The sequence below is a fragment of the Mycobacterium conspicuum genome, assembly GCF_010730195.1.
GTDB lineage: Bacteria > Actinomycetota > Actinomycetes > Mycobacteriales > Mycobacteriaceae > Mycobacterium > Mycobacterium conspicuum.
This window is the reverse complement of record NZ_AP022613.1, coordinates 457,494-483,028: the sequence shown is the minus strand read 5'-3', so window position 1 is coordinate 483,028 and position 25,535 is coordinate 457,494. Positions and strand designations below refer to the sequence as shown.

Annotated in this window: 27 protein-coding genes and 1 tRNA gene; 15 read left to right on the top strand and 13 right to left on the bottom strand. The window is 68.0% G+C overall.

Translation table 11 applies throughout. The features are described 5' to 3' along the window. The first annotated feature begins 3 nt into the window (after positions 1–3). Positions 4–933, top strand: coding sequence for an alpha/beta hydrolase fold domain-containing protein (locus tag G6N66_RS02340; protein ID WP_232079185.1), 930 nt, complete (start codon positions 4–6; stop codon positions 931–933). On the opposite strand, the gene G6N66_RS02335 is transcribed toward G6N66_RS02340, so the two are convergent. Then, positions 930–1,301 carry a hypothetical protein gene (locus tag G6N66_RS02335; protein WP_085235523.1) on the bottom strand — a complete coding sequence of 124 codons (372 nt, stop codon included), beginning with the start codon at positions 1,299–1,301 and terminating at the stop codon, positions 930–932. The genes G6N66_RS02340 and G6N66_RS02335 overlap by 4 nt on opposite strands. A 312-nt stretch (positions 1,302–1,613) precedes the next feature. Here G6N66_RS02335 and G6N66_RS02330 point away from each other — a divergent pair, with 312 nt between their 5' ends. Next, entirely contained in the window at positions 1,614–1,832 is a 219-nt protein-coding gene (locus G6N66_RS02330) for an antitoxin MazE-like protein (protein WP_085235704.1), read from the top strand. Positions 1,833–2,029: 197 nt separating this feature from the next. On the opposite strand, the gene G6N66_RS02325 is transcribed toward G6N66_RS02330, so the two are convergent. Beyond that, positions 2,030–2,113 (bottom strand) — tRNA-Tyr (locus G6N66_RS02325). Positions 2,114–2,183: 70 nt separating this feature from the next. Here G6N66_RS02325 and G6N66_RS02320 point away from each other — a divergent pair. The 7 genes from G6N66_RS02320 (at position 2,184) to G6N66_RS02290 (ending at position 8,617) form a co-directional block, all read left to right on the top strand. Then, positions 2,184–2,675: a YajQ family cyclic di-GMP-binding protein gene (locus tag G6N66_RS02320; protein ID WP_085235524.1), complete on the top strand. Its 492-nt coding sequence runs from the start codon at positions 2,184–2,186 to the stop codon at positions 2,673–2,675. A gap of 53 nt (positions 2,676–2,728) precedes the next feature. Beyond that, complete coding sequence (locus G6N66_RS02315) at positions 2,729–3,235, top strand: hypothetical protein (protein WP_163645764.1); 507 nt, start codon at positions 2,729–2,731, stop codon at positions 3,233–3,235. After that, positions 3,229–3,852, top strand: a complete 624-nt coding sequence (locus G6N66_RS02310) for an RES family NAD+ phosphorylase (protein WP_211280537.1) — start codon at positions 3,229–3,231, stop codon at positions 3,850–3,852. The genes G6N66_RS02315 and G6N66_RS02310 overlap by 7 nt, the downstream gene beginning before the upstream one ends. 53 nt (positions 3,853–3,905) lie before the next feature. Next, positions 3,906–5,387: a flavin-containing monooxygenase gene (locus G6N66_RS02305; RefSeq protein ID WP_139825472.1), complete on the top strand. Its 1,482-nt coding sequence runs from the start codon at positions 3,906–3,908 to the stop codon at positions 5,385–5,387. Positions 5,388–5,431: 44 nt separating this feature from the next. Next, positions 5,432–6,457 (top strand): NAD(P)H-dependent glycerol-3-phosphate dehydrogenase, encoded by a 1,026-nt coding sequence (locus G6N66_RS02300; protein WP_085235527.1) that lies wholly within the window; start codon positions 5,432–5,434, stop codon positions 6,455–6,457. Positions 6,458–6,633: 176 nt separating this feature from the next. Next, complete coding sequence (locus G6N66_RS02295) at positions 6,634–8,100, top strand: SulP family inorganic anion transporter (protein WP_085235528.1); 1,467 nt, start codon at positions 6,634–6,636, stop codon at positions 8,098–8,100. Positions 8,101–8,248: 148 nt separating this feature from the next. Continuing rightward, positions 8,249–8,617 (top strand): hypothetical protein, encoded by a 369-nt coding sequence (locus G6N66_RS02290; protein ID WP_085235529.1) that lies wholly within the window; start codon positions 8,249–8,251, stop codon positions 8,615–8,617. 8 nt (positions 8,618–8,625) lie between these two features. Here G6N66_RS02290 and htpX read toward each other — a convergent pair whose 3' ends face one another. Both htpX and grcC1 read right to left on the bottom strand, forming a co-directional pair. Then, positions 8,626–9,480, bottom strand: coding sequence for a zinc metalloprotease HtpX (gene htpX, locus G6N66_RS02285; RefSeq protein WP_085235530.1), 855 nt, complete (start codon positions 9,478–9,480; stop codon positions 8,626–8,628). A 74-nt stretch (positions 9,481–9,554) separates the two neighbouring features. After that, on the bottom strand, positions 9,555–10,571 hold the full coding sequence (gene grcC1, locus G6N66_RS02280; RefSeq protein WP_085235531.1) for a nonaprenyl/(2E,6E)-farnesyl/geranylgeranyl diphosphat synthase: 1,017 nt from the start codon (positions 10,569–10,571) through the stop codon (positions 9,555–9,557). 12 nt (positions 10,572–10,583) lie between these two features. Here grcC1 and menJ point away from each other — a divergent pair, with 12 nt between their 5' ends. The 3 genes from menJ to G6N66_RS02265 are packed head-to-tail and all read left to right on the top strand — an operon-like array spanning position 10,584 to position 12,918. Further along, positions 10,584–11,822, top strand: a complete 1,239-nt coding sequence (menJ, locus tag G6N66_RS02275) for a menaquinone reductase (RefSeq protein WP_232079446.1) — start codon at positions 10,584–10,586, stop codon at positions 11,820–11,822. A 56-nt stretch (positions 11,823–11,878) separates the two neighbouring features. Next, complete coding sequence (locus G6N66_RS02270) at positions 11,879–12,562, top strand: class I SAM-dependent methyltransferase (protein ID WP_085235532.1); 684 nt, start codon at positions 11,879–11,881, stop codon at positions 12,560–12,562. Positions 12,563–12,579: 17 nt separating this feature from the next. Beyond that, positions 12,580–12,918 carry a DUF732 domain-containing protein gene (locus tag G6N66_RS02265; protein ID WP_085235533.1) on the top strand — a complete coding sequence of 113 codons (339 nt, stop codon included), beginning with the start codon at positions 12,580–12,582 and terminating at the stop codon, positions 12,916–12,918. Here G6N66_RS02265 and G6N66_RS02260 read toward each other — a convergent pair. Genes G6N66_RS02260 through G6N66_RS02250 form a run of 3 tightly spaced genes read right to left on the bottom strand, consistent with a single transcriptional unit; the run spans position 12,915 to position 16,068 of the window. After that, a complete protein-coding gene (locus G6N66_RS02260; protein WP_085235534.1) occupies positions 12,915–13,604 on the bottom strand; it encodes a demethylmenaquinone methyltransferase in 690 nt (229 codons plus the stop codon). The genes G6N66_RS02265 and G6N66_RS02260 overlap by 4 nt on opposite strands. Before the next feature lie 18 nt (positions 13,605–13,622). Continuing rightward, on the bottom strand, positions 13,623–14,924 hold the full coding sequence (locus G6N66_RS02255) for a DUF1214 domain-containing protein (RefSeq protein ID WP_085235535.1): 1,302 nt from the start codon (positions 14,922–14,924) through the stop codon (positions 13,623–13,625). Further along, positions 14,914–16,068 carry a sulfotransferase family protein gene (locus G6N66_RS02250; protein WP_085235536.1) on the bottom strand — a complete coding sequence of 385 codons (1,155 nt, stop codon included), beginning with the start codon at positions 16,066–16,068 and terminating at the stop codon, positions 14,914–14,916. Before G6N66_RS02250 ends, G6N66_RS02255 begins: the two co-directional genes overlap by 11 nt. Before the next feature lie 79 nt (positions 16,069–16,147). Here G6N66_RS02250 and G6N66_RS02245 point away from each other — a divergent pair, with 79 nt between their 5' ends. The 3 genes from G6N66_RS02245 to G6N66_RS02235 are packed head-to-tail and all read left to right on the top strand — an operon-like array spanning position 16,148 to position 18,511. Further along, positions 16,148–17,173, top strand: a complete 1,026-nt coding sequence (locus tag G6N66_RS02245) for a TIGR03617 family F420-dependent LLM class oxidoreductase (RefSeq protein ID WP_085235537.1) — start codon at positions 16,148–16,150, stop codon at positions 17,171–17,173. Next, the gene (locus G6N66_RS02240; protein WP_085235538.1) at positions 17,170–17,649 is read left to right on the top strand and encodes a MarR family winged helix-turn-helix transcriptional regulator; all 480 of its coding nucleotides are present in this window, start codon (positions 17,170–17,172) and stop codon (positions 17,647–17,649) included. The genes G6N66_RS02245 and G6N66_RS02240 overlap by 4 nt, the downstream gene beginning before the upstream one ends. A gap of 28 nt (positions 17,650–17,677) precedes the next feature. Further along, positions 17,678–18,511: an SDR family oxidoreductase gene (locus G6N66_RS02235; RefSeq protein ID WP_085235706.1), complete on the top strand. Its 834-nt coding sequence runs from the start codon at positions 17,678–17,680 to the stop codon at positions 18,509–18,511. A gap of 8 nt (positions 18,512–18,519) precedes the next feature. Here G6N66_RS02235 and G6N66_RS02230 read toward each other — a convergent pair whose 3' ends face one another. From G6N66_RS02230 to G6N66_RS02205, 6 genes are all read right to left on the bottom strand, one after another. Next, complete coding sequence (locus G6N66_RS02230; protein WP_085235707.1) at positions 18,520–19,665, bottom strand: glycosyltransferase family 4 protein; 1,146 nt, start codon at positions 19,663–19,665, stop codon at positions 18,520–18,522. Positions 19,666–19,743: 78 nt separating this feature from the next. Further along, positions 19,744–20,259 carry a DUF3592 domain-containing protein gene (locus G6N66_RS02225; protein WP_085235539.1) on the bottom strand — a complete coding sequence of 172 codons (516 nt, stop codon included), beginning with the start codon at positions 20,257–20,259 and terminating at the stop codon, positions 19,744–19,746. Further along, positions 20,256–21,890: a 2-succinyl-5-enolpyruvyl-6-hydroxy-3-cyclohexene-1-carboxylic-acid synthase gene (gene menD / locus G6N66_RS02220; RefSeq protein ID WP_085235540.1), complete on the bottom strand. Its 1,635-nt coding sequence runs from the start codon at positions 21,888–21,890 to the stop codon at positions 20,256–20,258. The genes G6N66_RS02225 and menD overlap by 4 nt, the downstream gene beginning before the upstream one ends. A 55-nt stretch (positions 21,891–21,945) precedes the next feature. After that, positions 21,946–22,737, bottom strand: a complete 792-nt coding sequence (locus tag G6N66_RS02215; RefSeq protein WP_085235708.1) for an alpha/beta fold hydrolase — start codon at positions 22,735–22,737, stop codon at positions 21,946–21,948. Further along, positions 22,734–23,651: an o-succinylbenzoate synthase gene (locus G6N66_RS02210; RefSeq protein ID WP_276013221.1), complete on the bottom strand. Its 918-nt coding sequence runs from the start codon at positions 23,649–23,651 to the stop codon at positions 22,734–22,736. The genes G6N66_RS02215 and G6N66_RS02210 overlap by 4 nt, the downstream gene beginning before the upstream one ends. A gap of 50 nt (positions 23,652–23,701) precedes the next feature. Next, positions 23,702–25,306 carry an amidohydrolase gene (locus tag G6N66_RS02205; RefSeq protein ID WP_085235542.1) on the bottom strand — a complete coding sequence of 535 codons (1,605 nt, stop codon included), beginning with the start codon at positions 25,304–25,306 and terminating at the stop codon, positions 23,702–23,704. Between the last annotated feature and the right edge of the window lie 229 nt (positions 25,307–25,535).

Here is a 25,535-nt window from a genome sequence, read left to right as displayed (position 1 = left end):
GCGGTGGCCAGACTTGGACCCGAGCGCAAGAAAGTTGACCGTCAGCTGAGACCGGCGGCCCGACTGCTGCCCGGGGGATACGCGCTTCATCGCGGCGTGACGGTGCCGCGCGCATTGATGAAACTCGCGGCCCGTGCGGGACGGCTCAAGGACGTCCCATCCGTTGCGGTCAACTCGAATGTGACCGTGCGACTGCATCGTTCGTCCGACGTGGCCGCACCCGGGCCCGCGATGCTATGGATACACGGCGGCGGCACGGCCATGGGTGCGGCCGCGCAAGAGGACGGGTTCTGCCGCAAGCTGATGAACTTCACCGACGTGTCAATCGCCGCAGTGGATCACCGGCTGGCCCCCGAACACCCCTACCCCATACCGCTGGAAGACTGCTACGCCGCGCTCTTGTGGCTGACGCGTCAACCCTGGGTGGATCCGACCCGGGTGGCGATCGGCGGGGCCAGCGCCGGCGGCGGGTTCGCGGCGGCGCTGGCGCTGCTGGCCCGCGATCGCGCGGAAGTCACTCCCGCCCTGCAGATGCTGGTGTATCCCATGCTCGATGACCGCACCGGCGCCGCACCCGACCAACGGGCTCGAGTCATGTGGTCGGGGCGCGACAATCAGATCGCGTGGGGCTGGTATCTCAACGGCGCGGATCCAGACACCGCCGTCCCCGCACGACGAGACGACCTGGCTGGGCTGCCGCCCGCGTGGATCGGTGTCGGCAGCCTGGATCTGTTCTATGAAGAATCTGTTGCGTACGGACGCCGGTTGCGGGATGCCGGCGTGCCGACCCACGTGGAAATCGCCGAGGGCGCGTTTCACGCGTTCGACATGATCATGCCGAATGCATCTGTGTCGCAACGGTTTTTCGCAAGCCAAACCCGGGCCTTGCGATCGGCGCTGACGACCGAGCCATCCCGGGATCCGCTTGGCTAATGCGAGTCGCCGAACCGCTCGCGAATTTGTCGGCCGATCAACTCGCGATTCCGACGCAATTGGTCGAGCGCGACGGCCGGGTGCCGGGGGTAGCTGTCGTCCCAACCCAGCTCGTGGCAGAGGATCTGGCCAAAGCGAACCCAATCCACCACCAACCGCACCTCGGCGTCCGGCAGATCGGGCCAATCCCCCATCCGGGCCTTTACGTCGCTGCCGTGCTCGGTCTTTGCCTCCGAGCACCGCAGCGCCGACCCCTCGTCCACCGACAGGGTCGCCTGCTCGACGATCGCCCATAGATCGATGTCGGTGCTCTCGGCCGCCGCGAAGAGCGGCTCCAACCATGCAGTGATCTCGGCCTCGGTGTGCATGGTCTCGGCTCCCTTCTAAGCCGCGGCGGGCAGGCTCCCGTCCTAGACCTGGTGGAACCACTGCCGGTGCTCGCCCGGCTCACCAATAACTATTCCGCCGCAGCTCAGCGGCGTCTGTCCGCCGACCAGTTGGTCCATGGGATGAATCGCGCGTCCCCCAATCGGGGGAAGCGGCGGACTGGAGGGCTCGCGAGTCGCACAACGGCCGTGACACAGCAGCCCTGCGCATCACGGGCGGCCGAGGCGCTGCGCGACGCCGTAGTGAGCACGCCCGACTGATAGCGCCACGTCTATTCATGCAACATGGTGAGCATGAGCAGATCGACGCGGCGAGCCCGCCAATACCGCGAGCGGATGCGCCTGCGCGGCTACCGCCCGGTCCAGGTGTGGGTGCCGGATGTCCGCTCCCTTGCGTTCGCCGCCGAAGCACGCCGTGAGGCGCTGGCGCTCGCCGAGGCCGACCGACACAGCGACGACATGGAGTTCGTCGAATCGATCTCCGCTCTCAATTCCCTGGACGACCAGGCGTGAACGTGGCGTGTTGTGGACCGTCTCCGGCGGTGTCAACGCGGTTCGGTGGTCGTCCCCCCGTTGACCACGACGCTCACCACCCCGATTGCTAGCCGAGTCGAAGCCGCGCTCACCCACAGGGCGGCGTAGTAAGGCGTCGGTTGTGATCCGTGACAGCGCAAGGGCCAGGGTGGGTAGCCGAAACACCCCCTGAACTGTGGTGGCAGGTACAGGATTCGAACCTGTGAAGCTTTCGCGACGGATTTACAGTCCGCTCCCATTGGCCGCTCGGGCAACCTGCCGCCTAGCAGGTTACAACGAACCGGTAGACAGAGCACAAACGGCTATCACCTAACGGAAGGGACGGATCGCATGGCGGATTCATCGTTCGACATCGTCAGCAAGGTCGACCGCCAAGAGGTCGACAACGCGCTCAACCAGGCCGCCAAGGAGCTGTCCACGCGCTTCGACTTCCGCGGCACCGACACCAAGATCGCCTGGAAGGGCGACGAGGCGATCGAGCTGACCTCGTCCACCGAAGAGCGCGTCAAGGCCGCCGTCGACGTCTTCAAGGAAAAGCTGATCCGCCGCGACATCTCGATGAAGGCCTTCGACGCCGGCGAACCGCAGGCCTCGGGAAAGACCTACAAGGTCACCGGCACGCTCAAGCAGGGCATCAACAGCGAGAACGCCAAAAAGATCACCAAACTGATCCGCGACGAGGGTCCCAAGAGCGTCAAGACCCAGATCCAGGGCGACGAGGTCCGCGTCAGCAGCAAGAGCCGCGACGACCTGCAGGCCGTCCAGGCGCTGCTGAAGAAGGCCGACCTCGAGGTCGCGGTGCAATTCGTGAACTACCGCTAGCATGCGTTTCGTGCAGCGGCTATAAACGCACGAAACGCATGTAGGATGGGTCCATGACCACCGTCGACGACCTCGTCGTCGCCACCCAGCGGGTACGCGAGGGCGCCCAGGCCCTGCGCGCCGCCCTGGCGTCGGTCGCCGTGTACGCCGAACCCGCCATTGCCCGCTCGCTGCAGGCCGAGCACAACCTCTACGCGCGCATCGACGCCGAGTTCGGCATGCTGAGCAGCACCCAGGCCGGCAAAAAGATGGGGTCGCGGTCCAGCGCACCGCGCAATCTCGCCACCACCGCCCACCGCAATCACCAGCTGCTCGCCGTGCGCCAGGGCAACCATCTCGCCTATCCCGGGTTCCAGTTCGGATCCGACGGGCAACCGCTCGCCGTCATTGCCCGCCTGCGCGACACCGCGGAGGCCAACGACTGGTCCGAAGCGGGCCTGGTGCAGTGGTTGTGCGCGCCGACCACGTACTTCGACGGGGACCGACCCGTGGACTACCTCACCAAGGATCCGGACCGTGTGGTCGCCGTGGCGGCGGATGCACTGGCCGTCTCGTGGTGAAGGCGCCGCCGACTCCGTTCGACCCCAAGATCGAGACCCTGGCCGCCGGGCACCTGCTCTGTCGCGTCTTCACGGCGAGCCGCACGGCCGTTGAGTTCAACCCCGGCGTGGGTGGCCCGACCCGGTTCGGCTTCTTCGGCCAGCCGATCGTCCCGATCATGTACGCGGCCGACGCCGAGGAAGCGGCGGTCGCCGAGACCCTGCTGCACGACATCCCGGTCGACGGGGGTCTGCTGCCCTACGACGATTACTCCCGCAAGGCACTCGCCCGCCTGCGGGTGACCCGAGACCTGCGCCTCGCCGTCCTGTACGGCCTGGGATTACGACACCTCAAGGTCACCGCCGAGGAACTCACCTCGAGCCCCGCGTCCACCTATGCCGACACCGTGCGCTGGGCCGAAGCCGCGCACGGGATCGGGGTGGACGGCATGGTGTGGATGTCGCGACTGTGCAACAACATCAAGGCGTACGTGTTCTTCGGCGACCGGTGCGACGGCACCAAAGCGGCCTTCGCCCAGGACCCCACGCATGGCCGGATCTTCGCCAGCCCCGCCGACCAGACCTGGCTGATCGACCTGTGCGCACCGCTGCACGTCGACGTGTTGTTGAAGGCGTAGCGACCAATCCTGGCCCGACCAACTGGTGGGTGCTTAATGTAGTGGGCGTGACTATCCAGCAAGATATCGACACCGACGTCGATGTCCTCATCGTCGGCGCCGGGATCTCCGGCCTGGGCGCGGCCTACCGGCTCAGTGAGCGCAATCCGCACCTGACCTACAAAATCGTGGAGCGGCGGGCACGCATCGGCGGCACGTGGGATTTGTTCCGCTACCCCGGGGTGCGCTCGGACAGCAGCATGTTCACGCTGTCCTTTCCGTGGGAGCCGTGGACCCGCAGGGAGGGCGTCGCCGACGGCGAGCACATCCGCGAGTACCTGACGGACACCGCGCACAAATACGGCATCGACCGCCACATCGAGTTCAACAGCTACGTCCGCTCGGCGGACTGGGATTCGGCCACCGACACCTGGACGGTCACCGTCGAACAGAACGGCACGCGCAGGTTCTATCGCAGCCGCTTTCTGTTCTTCGGCAGCGGCTACTACAACTACGACGAGGGCTACACCCCCGACTTCCCCGGCACCGAGCAATTCGGCGGCACCGTCATCCACCCGCAGCACTGGCCGGAAGACCTGGACTACAGCGGCAAGAAGATCGTGGTGATCGGCAGCGGGGCCACTGCGGCCACACTGATCCCGTCGCTGACCGACCGCGCCGCCAAGGTGACGATGCTGCAACGCTCACCGACCTACATGGTGGCGGCGTCCAAATACGGCAAACTAGCCGCGGTGTCGCGGAAACTCTTGCCCCGCAAGGCTTCCCACTTGCTTATCCGGATGTACACCGCGATGACCGAGACGGTGTTCGTCTTCGTGTCCCACAAGGTGCCCGCGGTGGTGAAATGGGCGCTGCGGTATCGGGCGATCAAGAAACTGCCCGACGGCTATGACGTCGACACCCACTTCAAGCCCCGCTACAACCCGTGGGACCAGCGGATGTGTTTGATCCCCGACGGCGACCTGTACACCGCGATCCGCGAGGGCCGCGCCGAGGTGGTCACCGACCACATCGACCATTTCGACGCCACCGGCATCACACTCGAATCCGGCAACCACCTCGACGCCGACATCATCGTCACCGCGACGGGCTTGCAGTTGCAGGCACTGGGCGGGACCAAGATCAGCCTCGACGGCGTCGAGATCAATCCCTGCGACCGCTTCGTCTACAAGGCGCACATGCTCGAGGACGTGCCCAACCTGTTCTGGTGTGTGGGCTACACGAAAGCGTCCTGGACGCTGCGCGCCGACATCACCGCTCGGGCCACGGCAAAACTGCTGACGCACATGGCCTCTCACGGCTACACGCACGCCTACCCGCACCGCCGCGGCGGGCCGATGGCCGAAAAGCCGTCCTGGGACATTCACGCCAACTACGTGAAGCGCTCGTTGCACGCGTTGCCCAAGTCGGGCACCAAGCGGCCGTGGAACGTGCGGCAGAACTACCTCGCCGACGCCATCGACTACCGGTTCGACCGCATCGAGGAGTCGATGGTGTTCGGCCGAGCGCGCGAGCGGGCCCGCGTGGCGGGGTGATGAACACCTACTAAATCTCCGGTTTCGGCAATACGCTGGGTCCCATGTCAGCGGAGAAGCGCGAACCCAATGTCGTTGTCCTCGGTGGCGGATCCTGGGGTACCACCGTGGCGTCCATCTGCGCACGCCGCGGGCCGACGCTGCAGTGGGTGCGGTCCGATGCGACTGCCAAGGACATCAACGAAAACCACCGCAACAGCCGCTACCTGGGTAACGACGTCATCCTGAGCGACACGCTGCGCGCCACCACCGACTTCGCCGAGGCCGCCAACTGCGCCGACGTCGTCATCATGGGAGTGCCCTCACATGGTTTCCGCGGCGTGCTCACCGAGTTGGGCAAGGAATTGCGGCCCTGGGTGCCGGTGGTGTCGCTGGTGAAGGGGCTTGAGCAGGGCACCAACATGCGCATGTCGCAGATCGTCGAGGAGGTCCTGCCGGGCCACCCGGCCGGCATCCTGGCCGGGCCGAACATCGCCCGAGAGGTCGGCGAGGGCTACGCGGCCGCGGCGGTGCTGGCGATGCCCGACCAGCACCTGGCCACCCGGCTGGCGGCGATGTTCCGCACCCGGCGCTTCCGCGTCTACACCACCGACGACGTCATCGGCGTCGAGATGGCGGGTGCGCTCAAGAACGTCTATGCGATCGCGGTCGGGATGGGCTACTCGCTCGGCATCGGCGAAAACACCCGCGCACTGGTGATCGCGCGTGCGTTGCGCGAGATGACGAAGCTCGGCGTGGCGCTGGGCGGGCAGAGCGAAACCTTCCCCGGACTGGCGGGATTGGGCGACCTCATCGTCACCTGCACCAGCCAGCGCAGCCGCAACCGCCACGTCGGCGAGCAGCTTGGCGCGGGCAAGTCGATCGACGAGATCATTGCGTCGATGAACCAGGTCGCCGAAGGTGTGAAGGCCGCGAGCGTGATCATGGAGTTCGCCAATGAGTTTGGCCTGAATATGCCCATCGCACGCGAGGTGGACGCGGTGATCAACCACGGCTCCAACGTCGAGGAAGCCTATCGGGGCCTGATTGCCGAGGTTCCGGGGCACGAGGTGCACGGCTCCGGGTTTTAAATCTTTGCGTTCTGTATGCACCCGGCTCGTCAGCTTGACCTGTGCCGCTGAGCACCAATACCGTCGAACCAAGCGGCCAGGCGTGCCGGGGGCGAATAGTCGTGCCGTAATCACCTGTGCGCCAACTAGTTACGTCGACGTAACGCCCCCCGGGACAACCTGACGAGGGAGCCAGCATGCAGCGCCCAGCAAAACTGCGCTCAATTCTGCGCTACGACCTGCCGGCATCGCTGGTGGTTTTCCTTGTCGCACTTCCGTTATCGCTGGGGATAGCGATCGCCTCCAACGCCCCGGTGCTCGCCGGCCTGATCGCCGCCATCGTGGGCGGCGTCATCGCCGGAGCGATCGGCGGGTCACCGCTGCAGGTCAGCGGCCCCGCCGCCGGCCTGACTGTGGTCATGGCCGATCTCATCTCCAATTTTGGTTGGGCGGTCACGTGTTTCATCACCGTGGCCGCCGGTGTGCTGCAAGTTGCGTTGGGGCTCAGCCGTGTTGCGCGGGCCGCGCTGGCCATCTCACCCGTGGTTGTGCACGCCATGCTGGCCGGCATCGGAATCACCATCGCGCTCCAACAGACGCACGTATTGCTGGGCGGCAAGTCCAAAAGCACGGCCTGGCACAACCTCATTGAGCTGCCGGGTCAGGTCGTCGGTGCGCACCGGCCCGGTGTCCTCCTTGGCGTCATGGTGATCGCCATTCTGATCGCCTGGCGCTGGGCGCCGGCTAGGCTGGCCCGCATTCCGGGTCCCCTTGTCGCGATCGTCGGGGTGACCATTTTCTCGGTGGTCTTCCCGTTCCAGGTGCGGCGGATCGAACTCGACGGCTCTCCGCTAGATGCCTTGCAGCTACCCGAGATTCCCGACGGCCAGTGGGGCGCCGTGGCGGTGGGCGTCATCACCGTGGCGCTGATCGCCAGCGTCGAGAGCTTGCTGTCCGCGGTTTCAGTCGACCGGATGCACAACGGACCACGCACCGACTTCAACCGCGAGTTGATCGGCCAGGGTGCCGCCAACATCGTCTCCGGAAGCATTGGCGGGCTGCCCATTACCGGCGTAATCGTGCGCAGCTCAACCAATGTCAACGCGGGCGCGAAATCGAAGGCGTCGTCGATCCTGCACGGTATCTGGATTCTGCTGTTCACCCTTCCCTTCGCCGAGCTGGTCGAAGAGATCCCCGCCGCGGCGCTCGCCGGCTTGCTCATCGTCATCGGGGTTCAGCTGCTGCAGCCGGCGCACATCGAAACCGCAATGAAGCATGGGGATCTCGCCGTCTACCTCGTCACCGCGGTGAGCGTGATCTTCCTCAACCTGTTGCACGGCGTCATGATCGGACTCGCCTTGGCCATCACGTTGACCGGGTGGCGGGTGCTCCGCGCCAAAGTCGAGGCGCATCCGGTGGACGACCAATGGCACGTCACGGTTGAGGGCGCGTGCACCTTTCTCGCGCTGCCCCGGCTGACCCGGGTGCTGGCCTCCATCCCCACCGGCCGGACTGTAACGGTCACCGTTTCGGCGATCTACCTCGATCACGCTGCGCACCAAGCGATTACAGATTGGCAGCGACAGTATGAGGCGGTGGGCGGCACGGTTCGAATCCACGGTGTGGTCGAGACCGGTCGACTCGCAGGCCGGGCCCCGGCTTAAGCGGTCCGCGACGCAAGAATTTCGCAAGCGGTGTACGGCAACCTCGGTGGTGAACCGGTCTTGCGTGGAGTGGCCGGGGGCGGCGCCGTTCTGACCTGCCCCCGGCCAATGCCGGGCAGGCCAGCACAACCGCAGAAGAGAATTACCGATGAAAATCACAATGTTTGCGATCGCCGGCCTGGCCGCCGGCACGCTGGTGACGGCCAGTCCCGCGCAGGCGGACGTGGCGACGCAACCCGCGCCGACGCACCTGCAGCCGTCCGTGCCCCTGAGCCCCCAATCCGACGCTGAAGACGTCCGGCGGCAAATCGCCGACCTCGACGCGGCCTGGGACAGCCTCAGCCCGGCCCAGCGCAATCAGCGGTTCACCCAGATCCAGCAGTCGCTCACCAAGTTGGATTTCGAGACCCAAAACGTGCCCCAGGAGCAAAAGGCCGGGGTGGACGGGATCCTGTTGCCCTCACTGCTGAACCTGGCGAATCTGTACCGGAAGGCTCGGGCCGTCCCCCCGGCCTGACCAGCGCTTTAACCGCGCGCCATGGCCTCCAGCCGGGCAATGCGGTCCTCGATCGGCGGGTGCGTCGAGAACATCGAACCGATCCGCTCCCCCGCACGGAACGGGTTGGCGATCATCAGGTGCGCCTGGCTGGCCAGCTGCGGCTCCGGCGGCAGCGGGGCGGCCTGCACACCGCCGGAAATCTTGCGCAGCGCCGACGCCAGCGCGAGCGGGTCACCGGTCAGCATCGCGCCCGATTCGTCCGCCTGGTACTCGCGGGAGCGCGAGACCGCCATTCGCACGACGGTGGCGGCGATCGGACCCAGCAACGAAACTAGCAGCAGCGCAAAGGGATTCGCGTCGCCATCGCGGTCACCACCGAAGAACATCGCTACGTAGGACAAGGCGGTGATCACCCCCGCCAACGCGCCGGCGACACAGGAGATCAGGATGTCGCGGTTGTAGACATGCGACAGCTCGTGTCCGAGCACCGCGCGCAGCTCGCGCTCGTTGAGGATGTCCAGGATGCCGGTGGTGCAGCACACCGCGGCGTTGCGCGGGTTGCGGCCGGTGGCGAACGCGTTCGGCGCGTTGGTGTCGGAAATGAACAGCCGCGGCATCGGCTGGTGCGCGGCGGTGGCCAGCTCGCGCACGATCCGATACATCACCGGCGCCTGCACCTCGGAAACCGGCTGCGCGTGCATCGCCCGCAGCGCCAGCTTGTCGCTGTTGAAGTACGTGTAGACGTTCATCCCGACGGCGAACAGCACCGCGAAGAACAGCGCCGTCCGGCCGAACAGCGCCCCGACGAAGACGATGAATGCGGACATACCCGCCAACAGAAGAAAGGTCTTCAGGCCGTTGGCATGCGGATGCCAGGTCATGCGGTGCCCTCCTACGAAGCTGACTACAAATTATTGAACGCCCGGAATGGCCGCCCGGGTTCCACGACGCGCGGCTAGCCGTGCCGGCTGATGGTGTAGTCGACCAGGGCGGCAAGCGCGCGCCGGCCGGGGACGTCGGGCAGCAGGTCCAGCTCGTGACGAGCCTGGGCCGCGTACTGGGCCAGGACGTCCTTGGCCTTCGCCATCCCCGGCGACGCACGCAGCAGCGTGAGCGCCTCGAGGACCTCCGCGTCGTCGGTGATCGGCCCGGCCAGCAGCTCGCGCAGCCGCGCGCCGTCGGGCCCGGGCTCGGCCAGCGCGTAGAGCATCGGCAGCGTGTGCACGCCTTCGCGCAGGTCGGTGCCGGGCACCTTGCCCGACTCCTCGGACTCGCTTCCGATGTCGATGATGTCGTCGGAGATCTGAAACGCGGTTCCGACCAGGTCGCCCAGCCGGTCCAGCCGCTCGACCTGCTCGTCGTCGGCGCCGGAGAACAGCGCGCCGAACCGGCCGGCCGCACCGATCAGGCAGCCCGTCTTCTCGTGCACCACCTTCAGGTAGTGCTCGACGGGATCGGCACCCCCGGCTTCTCCGGTTAAGCCGCGGGTCTCGCGCATCTGCCCGGTCACCAGCAGGGCGAACGTCTCGGCGATCAGCCGCACCGCCTCCGGTCCCAGCCGCGACACCAGGCGTGATGCCGTGGCGAACAGATAGTCGCCGGCCAGGATCGCGACGTTGTTGCCCCAGCGCGCGTTGGCGCTGGGCGCGCCGCGGCGCACGGCCGCCTCGTCCATCACGTCGTCGTGGTACAGGGTGGCCAGATGCACCATCTCGATGACGGCGGCGGCCGTCGTCACCTCCCAGGCGTCCGGCCGCGGCCCGATCTGGGCGGCTAACACCGTGAACAGCGGACGAAACCGCTTGCCGCCGGCCAAGAACAGGTGCAGCAGAGAATCGGTCATCACCTCGTCGGCGCCGCGCAGCTCGGTGTCCATCAGCTGCTCGACCCGCGCGACCCCGTCCCGCACGGTCGCGGCGAACTCGGCGTCGCCGAAGTCGACGCCCGCTACCACCGTCGCCGGAGTCCTCACCCGACCAACATACTGGGAAGCGTGGAAACCACTGCCGACCTGGTGGTCGTGGGCGCGGGCCCCGCGGGATCGGCCGCGGCCGCCTGGGCGGCCCGCGCCGGCGTCGACGTCCTCGTCATCGACTCGGCCACCTTCCCCCGCGACAAGGCCTGCGGCGACGGGTTGACGCCGCGCGCGGTGGCCGAGCTGGAACGGCTGGGGCTGCGCGACTGGCTGGACACCCGCATCCGGCACCGGGGCCTGCGGATGAGCGGCTTCGGCGGCGAGCTCGAAGTCGACTGGCCCGGGCCGTCGTTCCCGTCCACCGGCAGCGCCGTGGCCCGCACCGAGCTGGACGACCGGATCCGCAAGGTCGCCGAAGAGTCCGGGGCACGCATGCTACTGGGCACCAAAGCCGTTGATGTGCACCATGATTCATCCCGCCGCGTGGTATCGCTGACCCTGGCCGACGGCGGATCTGTCCAGGAGGTCGGCTGCCGCCAGCTGATCGTCGCCGACGGGGCCCGGTCCTCACTGGGTCGCAAGCTGGGCCGGCGCTGGCATCAGGAGACGGCGTACGGCGTCGCGGCCCGCGGCTATCTGAGCACCGAGCGCGGCGACGAGCCCTGGCTGACGTCGCATCTGGAACTGCGCTCCCCCGACGGCGCCGTGTTGCCCGGCTACGGCTGGATTTTCCCGCTGGGCAACGGCGAGGTGAACATCGGCGTCGGGGCGTTGGCGACCTCGAAGCGCCCGGCCGACCTGGCGCTGCGGCCGCTGATCTCCTATTACACCGACCTGCGCCGCGACGAATGGGGCTTTGACGGTGCACCGCGCGCGGTGTCGTCGGCCCTGCTGCCGATGGGCGGCGCGGTGTCCGGGGTGGCCGGCCCGAACTGGATGCTGATCGGCGACGCCGCGGCCTGCGTCAACCCGCTCAACGGCGAGGGCATCGACTACGGGCTGGAGACCGGGCGGCTCGCTGTCGAGCTGCTGGGCGCGCGCGATCTGTCGCACACCTGGCCGTCGGTGCTGCAGCAGCACTACGGCCGCGGGTTTTCGGTCGCGCGCCGGCTCGCGCTGTTGTTGACCTTCCAGCGGTTCCTGCCGGCGACGGGGCCGATCGCGATGCGCTCCCGCACGTTGATGACGATCGCCGTGCGGGTGATGGCGAACCTGGTCACCGACGACGACGCGGACTGGGTGGCGCGGGCATGGCGCGGCGGCGGCCGGGCGTCACGGCTGCTGGATCGCCGGCCGCCGTTCGGCTGAGCCCGCCAAGCATCAAGTTGGTTGACATATATCAGGCTGATTGATATATCTTGGGCATGACTGAGACAGACTTCCAATTCGAATCGGCGTATCGCGGTGAGTCCGAGCAGATTGGCAAGGGTGTGCGACCGCCGTGGAGCATCGGCAGACCACAGCCCGAGCTGGCCGCCCTGATCGAGCAGGGCAAGTTTCACGGCGAGGTGCTGGACGTGGGCTGCGGGGAAGCCGCCATCTCGCTGCATCTGGCCGAGTTGGGCTACACCACCGTCGGGCTGGACCTGTCGCCGACCGCCATCGAGCTGGCGCGGCGTGACGCCGCGAAGCGCGGCCTGAGCAACGCCAGCTTCGAGGTCGCCGACATCAGCGATTTCTCCGGATATGACGGCCGGTTCGGCACCATCGTCGACTCGACGTTGTTCCACTCGATTCCGGTCGAGGCCCGTGACGGCTACCAGCGATCGATCGTGCGGGCCGCGGCCCCGGGTGCGTCCTACTTCGCCCTCATCTTCGACAAGGCCGCGGTGCCCGAGGGCCCGATCAACGCGGTCACCGAAAACGATCTGCGCGCCGTGGTGTCCCAGTACTGGGTCGTGGACGAGATCCGGCCGGCCCGCCTGCACGCCGCGATACCGAGACAGGCGCGGCAGGACTTTTTCGCCATGCCCGGCGCGCAGGTCCGCGAAGAAGCCGATGGCCTGGTCTCGATCGGCGGCTGGTTACTGTCGGCGCACCTGGAATGAGGTGTATAGTCCGGCTAATGAAGGGGACGAACCTCGCTGCCAGTGTGGCCATGGCAGCAGCCGCAATCGCCTTGGCCGCACCCGCGCAGGCCGACGACTACGACGCCCCGTTCAACGCCCAGCTGCACACCTACGGCATCTACGGTCCGCAGGACCAAACCGCGTGGCTGGGCAAGATCACCTGCGAGCGGATCACCCGGGGCGTGGACCACAGCCCCTACGCCTCGGCCACGTTCATCCAGCGCAACCTGGCCCTGGGGACCACGCAGGGTCAGGCATTCCAGTTCCTGGGCGCCGCGATCGACCACTACTGCCCCGACCAGGTCGGCTTCATCCAGTCCGCCGGCGCCCACTAGGCGGGCTTGTAGCCGGCGTGCAACGCCACGATGCCGCCGGTCAGATTGCGCCACCGCACCGCTGACCACCCCGCCGCCGAGATCTGGTGTGCCAGCGTCGGCTGGTCGGGCCACGCTCTGATCGACTCGGCGAGGTAGACGTAGGCGTCCGGGTTGCTGGACACCGCCCGCGCCACCCGCGGCAACGCCCGCATCAGGTACTCCTTGTACGCGGTGGCGAACAGCGCGTTGGTGGGCGTGGAGAATTCGCACACCACCAGCCGGCCGCCGGGGCGGGTGACGCGGGCCATCTCACGCAGGCCCGCCAGCGGGTCGGCGACGTTGCGCAACCCGAAACTGATCGTGACGGCGTCGAATGCCCCGTCGGCGAACGGCAGCCGGGTGGCGTCACCGGCGACCTTGGGCACCTTGCGCGCCGCACCGGCGCCGAGCATCCCGACCGAGAAGTCGGCGGCCACACACCAGGCCCCGGACTTGGCCAGCTCCACCGTGGAAACCGCGGTGCCCGCGGCCAGGTCCAGCACCTTGTCTCCAGGTCCGAGCCGCAGCGCCGAGCGGGTGGCGCGCCGCCAGTGCCGATCCCGGCCCAGCGACAGCACCGTGTTGGTCAGGTCATACCGGCGGGCGACACCGTCGAACATCGATGCGACATCCCGGGGATCCTTGTCCAGGGCGGCGCGATTCATGTGTTTGACGCTACCGGGTCAGTACTGCCGGTACCTGCGCTGGACGTGTTCTTGCCGGATCCGGATTTGCTCGCGGCGTTCCTCGCCGGAGACGACGCGGGTGGTGGCGGGCAGCTGCTCGCGCACGCGCGCGACGGGCAGCTTGGTCACCGTTGCCTTCGGCAATTCGGCGGGCGCCGCCGGATACGTCCACCGCAGCGTGAGGAACCCGTTGCGGTGCCCGGCGGTGTCGAGCCAGTTGGGCACGCCCGGGTCGGTCTCGGCGACCACATAGCGCACGGTTCCGTCGGGGTCCGGTTCGGCCTGAAATCCGTTGAGGCTGCTGGTGTGGTTGGCGTAGTCCAGTGACTCGCCCCACAGATTGGACAGGTGGAAACCCGTGTAGGCGGGCGGTATTGGGACGACGACCTCGATGAGCAGGGCCTCGTCGGGCTCCAGATCGAAGACGCCGCCGCAGAACACGTTGGTGCTTTGGCCGCCGCCGGTCGCCAGGTTGGCCAGGGCGGGCTGGTTGAGGTCGTTGCGGGGCATGAGGGTGAACCCGTCGCCGTTCTTGTCGCCGTGCGCCTCGAGGATGACGTCGTAGAACTCATTCCAGAACCGCATCTGGTTTTCGACGATCGTGCCGACGCGACGGATGTTTTCCGCCGCGGTCGTGGGATCGCTTGGTGCGGGATGGGTGCCCTCCTTGCCGATCTGGGCGATGTGCAGATCGGGTGCCACTTCGTGTTCCCAGTCGTGAAAGAGCATGCGGGCGACCAGGAATCGCGCGGTCGCGTCGCCGTCGGCGGTGGCGATGAAGTTTCCGCGGCAATCCGCCGGCCGTTGCGGGGCCAGCAGGATCTCGAAAAGGCCGTCGTCGTCGACCGCGAGCTCGGAGGTGTCCAGCAACCCGGTGATCACGCGCCCGCCGGGCCCGAGCTCGGCGAGGCTGCCGGTGTCTCCGGCATAGACGCTGTGTGCTTCAAAGATGATGTACTGCGGCGCTTTCGGACCGACCAGCCGGCCACGCACCCGGTACGTCTTGGCGCCGTCGATCGCCGCCGAGAGATACAGCGCGTCGGCGTTGTCGATGGTCGCCTTGTCCTGCGGTTGGATGGCCCGCCGGAAGTAGGGGTAGTCGGGATCTTCGAAGAAGGCACGTTCGATGCCGCTGAACACGAAGCCCAGCAGGTAGCGGTAGCCCTCGGCGAGTCCCAAGGCGGAGACGGGCGGAGCGTGCAGGTCGGACGAGTCGACGGCGTCGCGGGCCCGGTTCAGCGCGTCGAGCAGGTCGGCCCAGGCCGCGCGCAGACTTTCCGCTGGGCTTTCATTGGACACGGGCGTCGTCTCCTTCTGTCTCCCAATGGTATTCGTCGAACAGGCTCGCCAACCGGGCACGGATCTCGTGGGCGTCCAGGCCGAATTCCTCGAGGCTGTAACGGTGATCGGATTCATGGCCGCCGCGCGCGGCCGCCGAGTCGAATGCCTCGGCAGCCGGCGGGGTTACGTCGAGGTCCAACTCGTCATAGATCCGGCGCATCGTGACATCGGGTTTAGCGATCAGTTCGCGATAGTCGACGACGCTGGACCGCACCTCGGGGTGTTTGGCCAAAACGTCCAGCGGACGCTGGTAGGAGTCGATCGACTGGTCGGCCAGCACCCGCAACGACTTGGCGATCAACCGCACGTCACGGCCGCGCAGGCCCCACTCGACCTGCAGCATCTTGAGCAGACTCGGGATCGTCTCGTAGGGATTGCGCATGGGCACAACGATTCTCGCGTCCGGGAACGTCTCGATCAGCGCTTCGACGCGACCGCAGAAGGTGGGGTTCTTGCTCAGGTGTGTCCCGCCGCCGTTGGCGGCGATTTGGCGCCGAACGCATTCCTTGTAGAAATCCATGGCCCGTCGCCGTTTGCGTGGCGGCCACTCGTCGACATAGTAGAAGTCGAGCTCGCCCATGAACGGGAACATCAGGATCCAGAACCCCGAACACAGCGACCAGGTCAGAAACGCGTCGTCCTCTTCCGGGACGAAGAATCCGGTCTTGTGCATGTCTTCGGTCGGCGCGAACCGCGCCTCCTCGATGGCGTCGAGCCGGCGCCGCAGCCGGCTTCCCGTTGCGGCATCGACACGAAACAGCAAGCGCAGCATGCGCTTTTCCAGTAGCGACGGGAAGAACAACTCGTACATCACCGGGTAGCTGAACTGCGGGTCGGCGGCCATCAGCCGGTGCAGGTAGGTGGTGCCGCTGCGGGCGTGCCCGATGCAGAACGTCGGCGCGATCACCCGCGTGCGGCGCAACGACGGAAACAGGATGGGATCGAGCGCGAAGCACAGCGCGTGGATCGCCGCGACGGCCGGCACCCCGACCAGGAAGCCAAAGTAGCGTTTCCAGCGCGCCGACGCCGGCGGGTCCCGGCGCAGCAGCCGAAGCATGGTTCGGTAGTTGGACCAGTCGAAATAGAAACGCGTTGCCTGCATGAGTTCTCCTCGACGCACCGCGGCCAAGCTATCGGCATTTTCTTGACTATGTCAAGTACCTGTGGCTACCTTCGGACTCATGCAGGTCTTCGCCGCGATGGCGCCCGAGCTTCCGCTGGCCGCGGTGCCGGCCTACACCCGCCGCGTGGAACGGTTGGGATTCGACGGCGTGCACATCGCCGAGACCATTCACGACTCGATGGCCGTGGCGTTGCTTGCGGTCGAGCACAGCACCCGCATCGTGGTGCGGACCGCGGTGACGTTGGCGTTCGTGCGCAGCCCGACGCTGGTGGCCTATACCGCCTGGGACCTGGCGATCCTGTCCGGCGGGCGATTTGAGCTGGGCCTGGGGACTCAGATCCGGCAGAACATCGCGGACCGCTTCGGCATGCCCTGGACCGAGCCGCGGGCGCGCATGACCGAATACATCGCGGTCCTGAAAGAGCTCTTTGAGGCGTTCCGCACTGGGCAGGGCGTGCGCTACGAAGGCGACGTCTACCGGGTCACCCGCCTGCAGCCCTATTTCAATCCGGGTCCCAAAGACATTGAGCCACCCCGTATCTGGCTGGGTGCGGTCAACGCCGGCATGTGCGAGCTTGCCGCCCGGGCCACCCGCGGGGTGGTGACGCATTCCACCAACTCCGACCCGGCGTATCTGCGCGACGTGGTGTGCCCGGCGCTGCGACGCGGAGCCCAGCACAGCGGGCGCGACGACCGGCCGTCCGTCGTCGTCTCGACCGCGATCGCCACCGGCAATTCCGACGCGGACGTCGCGCGGGAACGGGAACGACAACGCCGCATGCTGGCCTTCCTGCTGTCCACCCCGGCGTATGCGCCGGCGCTCAAGCGGCGCGGCTGGACCGAAATGGTCGAGCGCCTCCGCGCCCTGACGAAGGAACAGCGATGGGACGAATTGCCCACGGTACTCAGCGATCTCGTGCTCGATGAACTCCTGACGTGCGGACGGTATGACGAACTGCCGGAGCTCCTTCGGGCGAAGTTCGAGGGCATCGCCGACGCGGTGGTGCTGCCCCCGTTGGCCGATGACGACGACGACCGGATGGTCGGGGCCTGTGTCGATGGTCTTCGGCGGGGGCGATCGTGACGTCGATACGCAAGCTGGATTCGGTGGATTCCATCAGCGCCACGCTCGCGCGCATCGTGCGGCTCAGTGTGAGCCGTTCGGCGTTCGCCCGGCAAGCTCGACAGGCCGGCCAAGCCGACGAAACCGAGTTATCCCAGCCCTCATACGCCTTGCTGCGCGTGCTGGTTGACGAGGGCCCACTGCCGATGGGGCAACTGGCACGCCTGGCCCACATGGACGTCGGGATGACCACGCGCCGCGTGCAAGCCCTAGCGGACGCCGGGCTCGTCGCACGCCGCGCCGATCCCAGCGACGGGCGCGTCGCGGTCATCGAGACCACGGCGGCCGGCGCCCGCGCCGCGCAAGCACTGCACGAGGTGCGCAGGAATCATCTGGCGCGCGCGCTGTCGGACTGGTCGGCGGCCGAACTGCACCAGTTCGATCGGCTGTTGACGAAATTCCTCCGCGACACGACCAGGACGCCGATCGGGGAATGACCCGCCGACGGATGCGTTGCACAACGGCGTGACTGAAAAAGTTTGGTTTATCACCGGGACATCACGCGGATTCGGACGGCAATGGGCCATCGCGGCGCTGGAGCGTGGCGACAAGGTCGCCGCGACGGCGCGCGACACGGCGACGCTGGACGATCTGGTGGAGCGGTACGGCTCAAAAGACGGAGCGTTGCTGCCCATTCGCCTGGACGTCACCGATCGTGACGCCGACTTCGCGGCGGTTAAGCGGGCACACGATCACTTCGGCCGGCTGGACCTTGTGGTGAACAACGCCGGCTACGGCCAATTCGGGTTCGTCGAGGAACTATCCGAGCAAGAGGCGCGCGACCAGATCGAGACCAACGTGTTCGGCGCGCTGTGGATCACCCAGGCCGCCCTGCCCTACCTACGCGAACAGCGCAGTGGGCACATCATCCAGGTGTCCTCGATCGGCGGCATCACCGCGTTTCCCAACGTCGGCATCTACCACGCGTCCAAGTGGGCGCTCGAGGGCTTCTCCCAGTCGCTGGCCCAGGAGGTCGCGCCGTTCGGTGTGCACGTCACGCTGGTCGAACCGATCGGTTACTCCACCGACTGGAGCGGCTCGTCGGCCAAGCACGCCGAGCGCCTGCCCGACTACGCCGAAGTGCACGCGGCCACCGACGCCGAACGCGGGCGACGGTGGTCTAAACCGGGCGACCCCAACGCATCCGCGGCCGCGCTGTTGAAGGTGGTCGACGCCGAAGAGCCGCCGCTGCGGGTGTTCTTCGGGGGTTCGGCGCTCGCGACGGCCAAGGCCGACTACGAAAGCCGGTTACGCAACTGGGAGCAGTGGCAGCCGGTCGCGGAGCTGGCGCAGGGGTAATCGCCGCGCTACGCGTAACGCCGCAGCGAGGTGCGGGCCCGCGCCTGCGGCGACTGCACCGCCTCGTAGTGGCCGAGCAGCTCGTCACAGATGACCGGCCAGCTGCGGCCGAGCACGCTGCGCCGCGCGGCTTGCGCGTAGCGCTGGCGTTCGTCCAGCAGCGCGGCGACGGCCTCGGGCAGCCGCGCCTCAAACTCGTTGACGCCCAACAGCAGTCCGGTGCGGAAGGGGGCTACCAGGTCGCGCGGACCGCCGGCGTCGGGGGCGATCACCGGCAACCCCGACGCCAGTGCTTCCTGCACGACTTGGCAAAACGTCTCGTGTTCACCGGTGTGCACGAAAACGTCCATGCTGGCATACGCCGCGGCGAGCTCGGCGCCGTACAGCGCACCGGTGAAAACCGCTGTGGGCATTGCCGATTGCAGCATCTTCCGATCGACGCCGTCACCGACGATGACGAGCTGAACCGCGTCGTTGGCGGCCAGCGCCCGCAGCCGCTCGGCATGCTTCTCCGGCGCCAGCCGCCCGACGAATCCGACGATCGGCTTGTTGTTCGGCGACCACCGCCGCCTGAGCTTCTCGTCGCGAGCCGACGGCGCGAACCGCAGGATGTCGACGCCGCGCGCCCACTTGTGCACCCGTGGAAAACGGTGGGCAACAAGAGATTCCATTGTCGCGGTGGACGGCGCCAGGGTGCGGTCGGCGAGATTGTGCAAGTGGCGGAACCAGGCCCAGGCCGCGCGCGTCGTGATCCCGATGCCGTAGCTGGCCGCGAACCCCGGGACGTCGGTCTGGTACACCGCCACCGACGGCACACCCAAACGGCGAGCAGCCCGCACCCCGCCCCAGCCGAGCAGCGCCGGCGATGCGAGGTGGATCACATGGGGGTCGAATCCGCGCAGCGCGCGGGTCATTCCGGGCACCGGCAGGCCCAGCGGCAGCGTGGTGACCTTGGGAAACATTCGAGACGGCACCCGATGAATTCGGATGCCGTCATGGATTCGTTCCGCCCGGGGTTCGCCCGGAGGGTTATCGGGTGCGATAACCAGGGCTTCGTGGCCTGTTCGGCGTAGATGCTCGAGGATCCGAAGCACCGAGTTACTGACGCCGTTGACTTGGGGGAGGAAGGACTCGGCGACGATCGCTACGCGCACATCACCCATGGTGGCTCGACCGGCTGTCGACAAGGTTTCGTGTTGGCATACGGGGCGCGAAATTTGCTGGTCAAAGAGTCAGGATGGCACTTCGCGGCGATCCGGTCGACGGTCCAAGCGTCTGTCCAATAAGGCCAACCCGGCCAGCATGATCGCCGCGGCGAGCCAACATACCACCGCGATGGACCCCGCCGGAATGATCGCCAGCCCGGCGTTGCGGTGCTGAACGCGGACGAGGTTCGGGTCCTTCTTGTTGTATTCGACGTAAATCCGCATGCCGGTGGCCAATTGGGACGGATACAGCACGCCGAGCTCGGGCCGGTAGGTGACGCGCTCGGGTGTGACGAACTCGATCGTGGAGCGGCGCGGGCCCGCGCTGAGCACCTCGGCCTGCGCGACACCCATGTTGCGTCGAATCGCCAGGTCGTTGCGCCAGGCGCCGGCCACCAGCAGCACCGACTGCAAAGTGACCAGAGCGGTCACGATCAGAATCGCGATTCGGGCCCAGCGCAGCGCAATTCGTGGCCGGGTTTTCGGTGGTTCGTCGCGGCGTCCGTGAATAAGCAAGCGCAGCAGCGATTTCAGCGAACTCACAGTGCGGCCTTGATGGCCGCGTGTAGCTGCCGCAGCGTGGAGCGGTCGGCCTTGACTTCCAGCACCCGCATTCCGGCGCCGGGTTCGTCGAGGGCCGGTCGCAGCTCGTCGACCTCGATCTGCCGGCTCTCCACGTGGTAGGCGCGGCACAGCGCGCCCACGTCGACGTCGTGGGGGGTGCCGAAGATCCGCGCCGACACGTCGGAGAACCTTGGGTCGCCCTGCTCGAGCAATTCGAAGATGCCGCCGCCGTTGTCGTTGGACACCACGATCGTCAGCTGTTGCGGTGTCGGTTCGGTGGGCCCGATCAACAGCCCGGAGCTGTCGTGCACGAACGTCAGGTCGCCGATCAGCGCAATGGTGCGGCCCTCGTGGGCCAGGGCCGCACCGATCGCCGTGGAGACCGTGCCGTCGATGCCGGCCACCCCGCGGTTGGACCGGACCCGGATCCCGTGCCGGTCGAGGCCGACCAGCGCCGCGTCGCGCACCGGGTTCGACGCGCCGAGCACCAGCTGGTCGCCGGGCCGCAGCGCGTCGGCGACGGCGGCGGCGACGTGCAGGCCGGTCGTCAACGGGTGGGCGGCCAGCTGGCCGCGGACGGCGTCGTAGGCGTGCCGGTTGGCCTCCGCGCAGCGCTGCAGCCAGGCCGGGTCCGGCGTCCCCGTGGTAACCGCGCGGGTGCCGGTGGCCTGCGAATTGCCCGAGACGTCCGGCCAGCGCGGCCCGGTGGTCAGCGCGTAGACCGGCACTTTCGGATCGGCCAGCAGCGCCGACACCGGCCGGTGCAGCGTCGGGCGGCCGAGCATGATCACCTGCTTGGGGCGCAGCAGCGGCAGCGCCAGCGGGTGCAACGGGTTGGGCCGGGACTCCCCCGTCGGCGCCGTCGGCTCGGCGACGGTCGGCAAACCCGCGAGGTTGGGGTGCACACCCGCGCCGTGCCCGGCGATGACGACGGTGTCGGGCGTCAGGTCGATGTCCAGGGGCTGGTCGAAGGTGACCGCCGGCGTGTAGGTCCACGGCTTACCGTCGGGGCGGCCCGGCGGGACGACCGCGCCGTGCGGCTCCGGGTCGGGCACCAGCGGCTCGCGTAGCGGGATGTCGAACTGCACCGGGCCGGCGTTCGCCGAGCGAGAACCGGTGGCGGCCGCCAACACCCGGCAGGTCGCCGAGCGCCAGGTGGCGTTGAACGAATCCAGCCGCTCGGGTGCGTCCTCGGCCAGGCCGAGGCTGATGGCGGCGCGGGCCTGGGTGCCGAAGTAGCCCAACTGCTCCATGGTCTGGTTGGCCCCGGTGCCGAGCAGCTCGTAGGGCCGGTTGGCCGAGAGCACGATCAGCGGCACCCGGGCGTAGTTGGCCTCGACGACCGCCGGCCCGAGGTTGGCCACCGCGCTGCCCGAGGTCATCGCGACGCAGACCGGCGCGCCGGCGGAGATCGCCAGCCCGATGGCCAGATAGCCCGCGGTGCGTTCGTCGATGCGGACGTGTAGCCGGATCCGGCCGCCGCGGTCGGCTTCCTGCAGCGCGAACGCCAGCGGGGCGTTGCGCGACCCGGGGCATAGCACCACGTCGCGGACTCCGCCGCGGATCAGCTCGTCGACGACGACGCGGGCCTGTGTCGTCGAGGGGTTCACTCCTACAGGGTGTCACAGCTTGGCGTTGACTCTGAGATATGGGAGTCAGTGGGCGTCAGCCGGGCTTGACGCTGGCGAAGAACTGCAATATCGCGGCGTTGACCGCCTCCGGGCGTTCGAAGAACCCGAGATGACCGGCGTCGGGGATTTGCAGGTAGCGGCCCTTGGGCAGCGCGTCGGCGACTTCCCGTCCGAGGTGGGGCGGGGTCACCACGTCGTCGGCGAACCCGATCACCAACACCGGTGTGGCGATACTGCGGTAGGCGGGCAGCCGGTTGGTCTGCGGGGCGCAGTCCAACTGGCAGCGCAGTCCAGGGGTGGACTGGATCGGCCACATGTTGAACATCTCGACCCAGTCGGCGACGGCCGCGTCGTCGTTGAGCGTCTTGCGCGAAAAGCTTTCCAGCAAGCGCGATTTCGTCGCGTAGGCCGGCGGCAGCTGGGCGCCCGAGGCGTACAGCTCGGCTTCGGCGTCACGAAAGGACTGGCGGGTGCGATCCAAGCGGCCGCGGGTGGCCATCAGCGCGGCGGCGGTGACGAGCTCCGGCCGGACCACCATGAGTTCCTGGGCGATGTACGAGCCCATCGACACCCCGACGATGCGCGCCGGCGCGGCGCCCAGGGACTCGATCAGCTCCGCGGTGTCGGCGACCATGGTCTGGGTGGTGAACCCCTCGGCGTTTTCGGTGGCACCGACTCCGCGGTTGTCGAAGGTGATGCAGCGGTATCCGGCCGCCAGGAATGCCGGGACCTGGTGAGGTAGCCAGGTCCGTCCGGCGCCGCCGCGACCGGCGATGAAGACGACGGGATCACCCTTTCCACGGTCGTCATAAGCCAGGTTCGTCACCCGCACGACGGTACAAGCAGCGGAAAGCAGTCTTTGACCCGGTCGATCCACCATTGCCGACGCCGCGGCGGGGCGGCCAGCGCCTGCAGCCGCGCCGGGTCGGGTGTCACCGGGCCGACCGTCAGGTAGCCGTCCGACGGTGCGCGGGTCTGGACGACGTCTTCGACGAACAGCCCGCCGGTGCCCAGCCCGCAGGCGTGCCCGAGCTGCGGCAGCGCCGCCGCCGCGGTCAACCCCTGGCCGATGCCGACGGCCGAATCGAGTGCGCTGGACACCACGACCGGGATGTCGATCTGCGCGGCCACGGCGAGCAGGGCCGAAACCCCGCCCAGCGGAGCGACTTTCAGCACGGCGACATCGGCGGCGCCGGCGCGCACCACGGCCAGCGGGTCGTCGGCCTTGCGGATGCTTTCGTCGGCGGCGATGGGGACCTCGATCCGCCGGCGCAGCGCGGCGAGCTCGTCAACGGTGGCGCAGGGTTGTTCGAGGTATTCCAGCGGGCCGTCGGCGGTCAGCGCTGTCGCGGCTGCGACCGCCTCGTCGACGCTCCAGCCGCCGTTGGCGTCCACCCGCACCGTTTCGACCACAGCCCGCACCGCGTTGACGCGGTCGACGTCGTCGGCCAGCGTCTGCCCCGGCTCGGCCACCTTCACCTTCGCGGTGCGGGCACCCGGGAACCGGGCCAGCACCTCTGCGACCTGGGCGGGCGCGACGGCCGGCACGGTGGCGTTGATCGGGATGCGGTCGCGCAGCAGCGGCGGCGGGCGGCGATACGCGGCCTCGATTCCCGACGCCAGCCAGTGCGCCGCCTCGGGCGGCTGGTATTCGACGAACGCCCCGAACTCCCCCCACCCCGCCGGCCCTTCGATCAACGCGAGCTCGCGGGTGGTGATGCCGCGGAATCGCACGCGCATCGGCAGCGCCACCACGTGCAGGCGGTCGAGCAGTTCTTCCAGGGTCGGGGTCACTGGCGGTAAACCTGGCGGCCCGCCAGGTACGTCGCGCGCACCTCGAGGTCGGCGATCTGCTCGGGCGGCACGGCGCGGGGGTCGGCCGACAGCACCACCATGTCGGCGTACTTGCCGACCTCCAGCGAGCCGGTCACGTCGTCGGCGAACAGCTGCCAGGCGGCATCGATGGTCTGCGCGCGGATCGCCTGCTCGACGGTCAATCGCTCCTCGGGCGCCAGCACCCGGCCGCTGGGTGCCGTGCGGGTCACGGCGACGCTGATGTTGCGCAGCGGCTCCTCGGGGGTGACCGGCGGATCGTTGTGCAGCGAGATACGCATGCCGGTGGCCACCGCGGAACCTGCTGGCATCCAACGGGATCCGCGCTCGGGGCCGAACAAGCCGTCGACAATGACGTCGCCCCAGTAGTGGATCTGGTCGACGAAGATGCTGCAGGTGACGCCGAGGTCGGCGGCCCGTTGCAGCTGCTCGGGCCGGATGGCGCCGACGTGTTCGAGCCGCAGCCGGTGGTCGGCGCGCGGATTACGGCGCAGCGCTTCTTCGTAGACGTCGAGGATGGTGTCGACGCCGGCGTCGCCCTGCACGTGGCACGCCATCTGCCAGCCCATCGGGTAGTAGGCGCCGACGATTTCGGTGAGCTGCTCCGCGGTGTAGTTGGCGCATCCGCACGAGCCGGGCGGTACGCCGATGGTGCGCGTCGCCTCGGTGTCCAGGTAGGGAAAGCTCAGTGCGATGTTGCCGATCCACGGCGAGCCGTCGACCCAGATCTTGATGCCGACCTGACGCAACATGTCGTCGCCGTCGCCGGGTTTGGCCGTGGTGGCCATCCGCGGATTGGAAACCTCGTAGGTTCGCAGCCGCACCGTGAGCTGGCCGCGCAGCTGCTCGACCAGGGGCCGGAAGTTCGGGTCGAAGGCCATCTCCGAGCAGGTGGTCAGCCCGGCGCGGTTGAGCCGGGCGCACTCGGCGAGCAGCATCGCCGGGTAGCTATCGGCCTGGATGGCGCCGCCCAGCAGCGGGAACACCGCGGCGATCTCCTCGGCGGTGCCGTCGAGGTCGCCGTTGGCGTCGCGGCCGTATTTGGCGCCCTTGGGGTCGGGGGTGTCGCGGCTCAGACCGTTGAGCCGGGCGGCCTGCGAATTGAAGAACGCCTTGTGCCCGGAATTGTGGATGATCACCAGCGGCCCGTCCGGCGCGAGGTCGTCGAGCCAGGCCAGCGTGGGCTCCGGTAGGCCGGGCTGCAGCAGCGCGTCCCAGCCGTTGAGGTAGGCGCCGGCCGATCCCCGCCGCGCCACCTCGCGGTGGATCGCCGCGACGACGGCGTCGGGGTCGGGGATGGTGACCGGCCGGATGTCGACGATGCGGTCCGACAGTGCGACCGCTTCCATCAGCGGATGACCATGTGCCTCAACGAATCCCGGCATCAGGCAGCCGTCCCCGATATCGACGACTTCGGTGTCGGGGCCGGCCAGCGCGGTGACCTCGGACCGGTCCCCCACCGCGGTGATCCGCCCGTCGGTCACCGCCAGCGCCTCCGCGGTGGGCCGCTTCGCGTCGACGGTCAGTAGGTTTCCGATGACGACGAGATCGGGGGCGGCCATGTGCACAAATGCTAGTGGCGATCGCGAGTGCGGCGAAGCCGAGCGAAGCGGGTCGCCACGAATGTGGTCGTGGCGATCGCGAGTGCGGCGAAGCCGAGCGAAGCGGGTCGCCACGAATGGACCTGTGGCGATCGCGAGTGCGGCGAAGCCGAGCGAAGCGGGTCGCCACGAATCAGACCATGCACCGAGGGCGAGCCCGACGCGAATTGCAACACGTTCTAGTCTGGCC

What these genes read in the sequence shown, in the direction of transcription:
- G6N66_RS02320 (WP_085235524.1), top strand. Translation starts at nt 2,184, where the DNA reads ATGGCGGATTCATCGTTCGACATCGTCAGCAAGGTCGACCGCCAAGAG.
- G6N66_RS02250 (WP_085235536.1), bottom strand. Translation starts at nt 16,068, where the DNA reads ATGCAGGCAACGCGTTTCTATTTCGACTGGTCCAACTACCGAACCATG.
- G6N66_RS02260 (WP_085235534.1), bottom strand. Translation starts at nt 13,604, where the DNA reads ATGAATCGCGCCGCCCTGGACAAGGATCCCCGGGATGTCGCATCGATG.
- htpX (WP_085235530.1), bottom strand. Translation starts at nt 9,480, where the DNA reads ATGACCTGGCATCCGCATGCCAACGGCCTGAAGACCTTTCTTCTGTTG.
- G6N66_RS02300 (WP_085235527.1), top strand. Translation starts at nt 5,432, where the DNA reads ATGTCAGCGGAGAAGCGCGAACCCAATGTCGTTGTCCTCGGTGGCGGA.
- G6N66_RS02290 (WP_085235529.1), top strand. Translation starts at nt 8,249, where the DNA reads ATGAAAATCACAATGTTTGCGATCGCCGGCCTGGCCGCCGGCACGCTG.
- G6N66_RS02315 (WP_163645764.1), top strand. Translation starts at nt 2,729, where the DNA reads ATGACCACCGTCGACGACCTCGTCGTCGCCACCCAGCGGGTACGCGAG.
- G6N66_RS02210 (WP_276013221.1), bottom strand. Translation starts at nt 23,651, where the DNA reads ATGCGCGTGCGATTCCGCGGCATCACCACCCGCGAGCTCGCGTTGATC.
- G6N66_RS02335 (WP_085235523.1), bottom strand. Translation starts at nt 1,301, where the DNA reads ATGCACACCGAGGCCGAGATCACTGCATGGTTGGAGCCGCTCTTCGCG.
- G6N66_RS02265 (WP_085235533.1), top strand. Translation starts at nt 12,580, where the DNA reads ATGAAGGGGACGAACCTCGCTGCCAGTGTGGCCATGGCAGCAGCCGCA.
- G6N66_RS02245 (WP_085235537.1), top strand. Translation starts at nt 16,148, where the DNA reads ATGCAGGTCTTCGCCGCGATGGCGCCCGAGCTTCCGCTGGCCGCGGTG.
- G6N66_RS02270 (WP_085235532.1), top strand. Translation starts at nt 11,879, where the DNA reads ATGACTGAGACAGACTTCCAATTCGAATCGGCGTATCGCGGTGAGTCC.
- G6N66_RS02205 (WP_085235542.1), bottom strand. Translation starts at nt 25,306, where the DNA reads ATGGCCGCCCCCGATCTCGTCGTCATCGGAAACCTACTGACCGTCGAC.
- G6N66_RS02330 (WP_085235704.1), top strand. Translation starts at nt 1,614, where the DNA reads ATGAGCAGATCGACGCGGCGAGCCCGCCAATACCGCGAGCGGATGCGC.
- G6N66_RS02295 (WP_085235528.1), top strand. Translation starts at nt 6,634, where the DNA reads ATGCAGCGCCCAGCAAAACTGCGCTCAATTCTGCGCTACGACCTGCCG.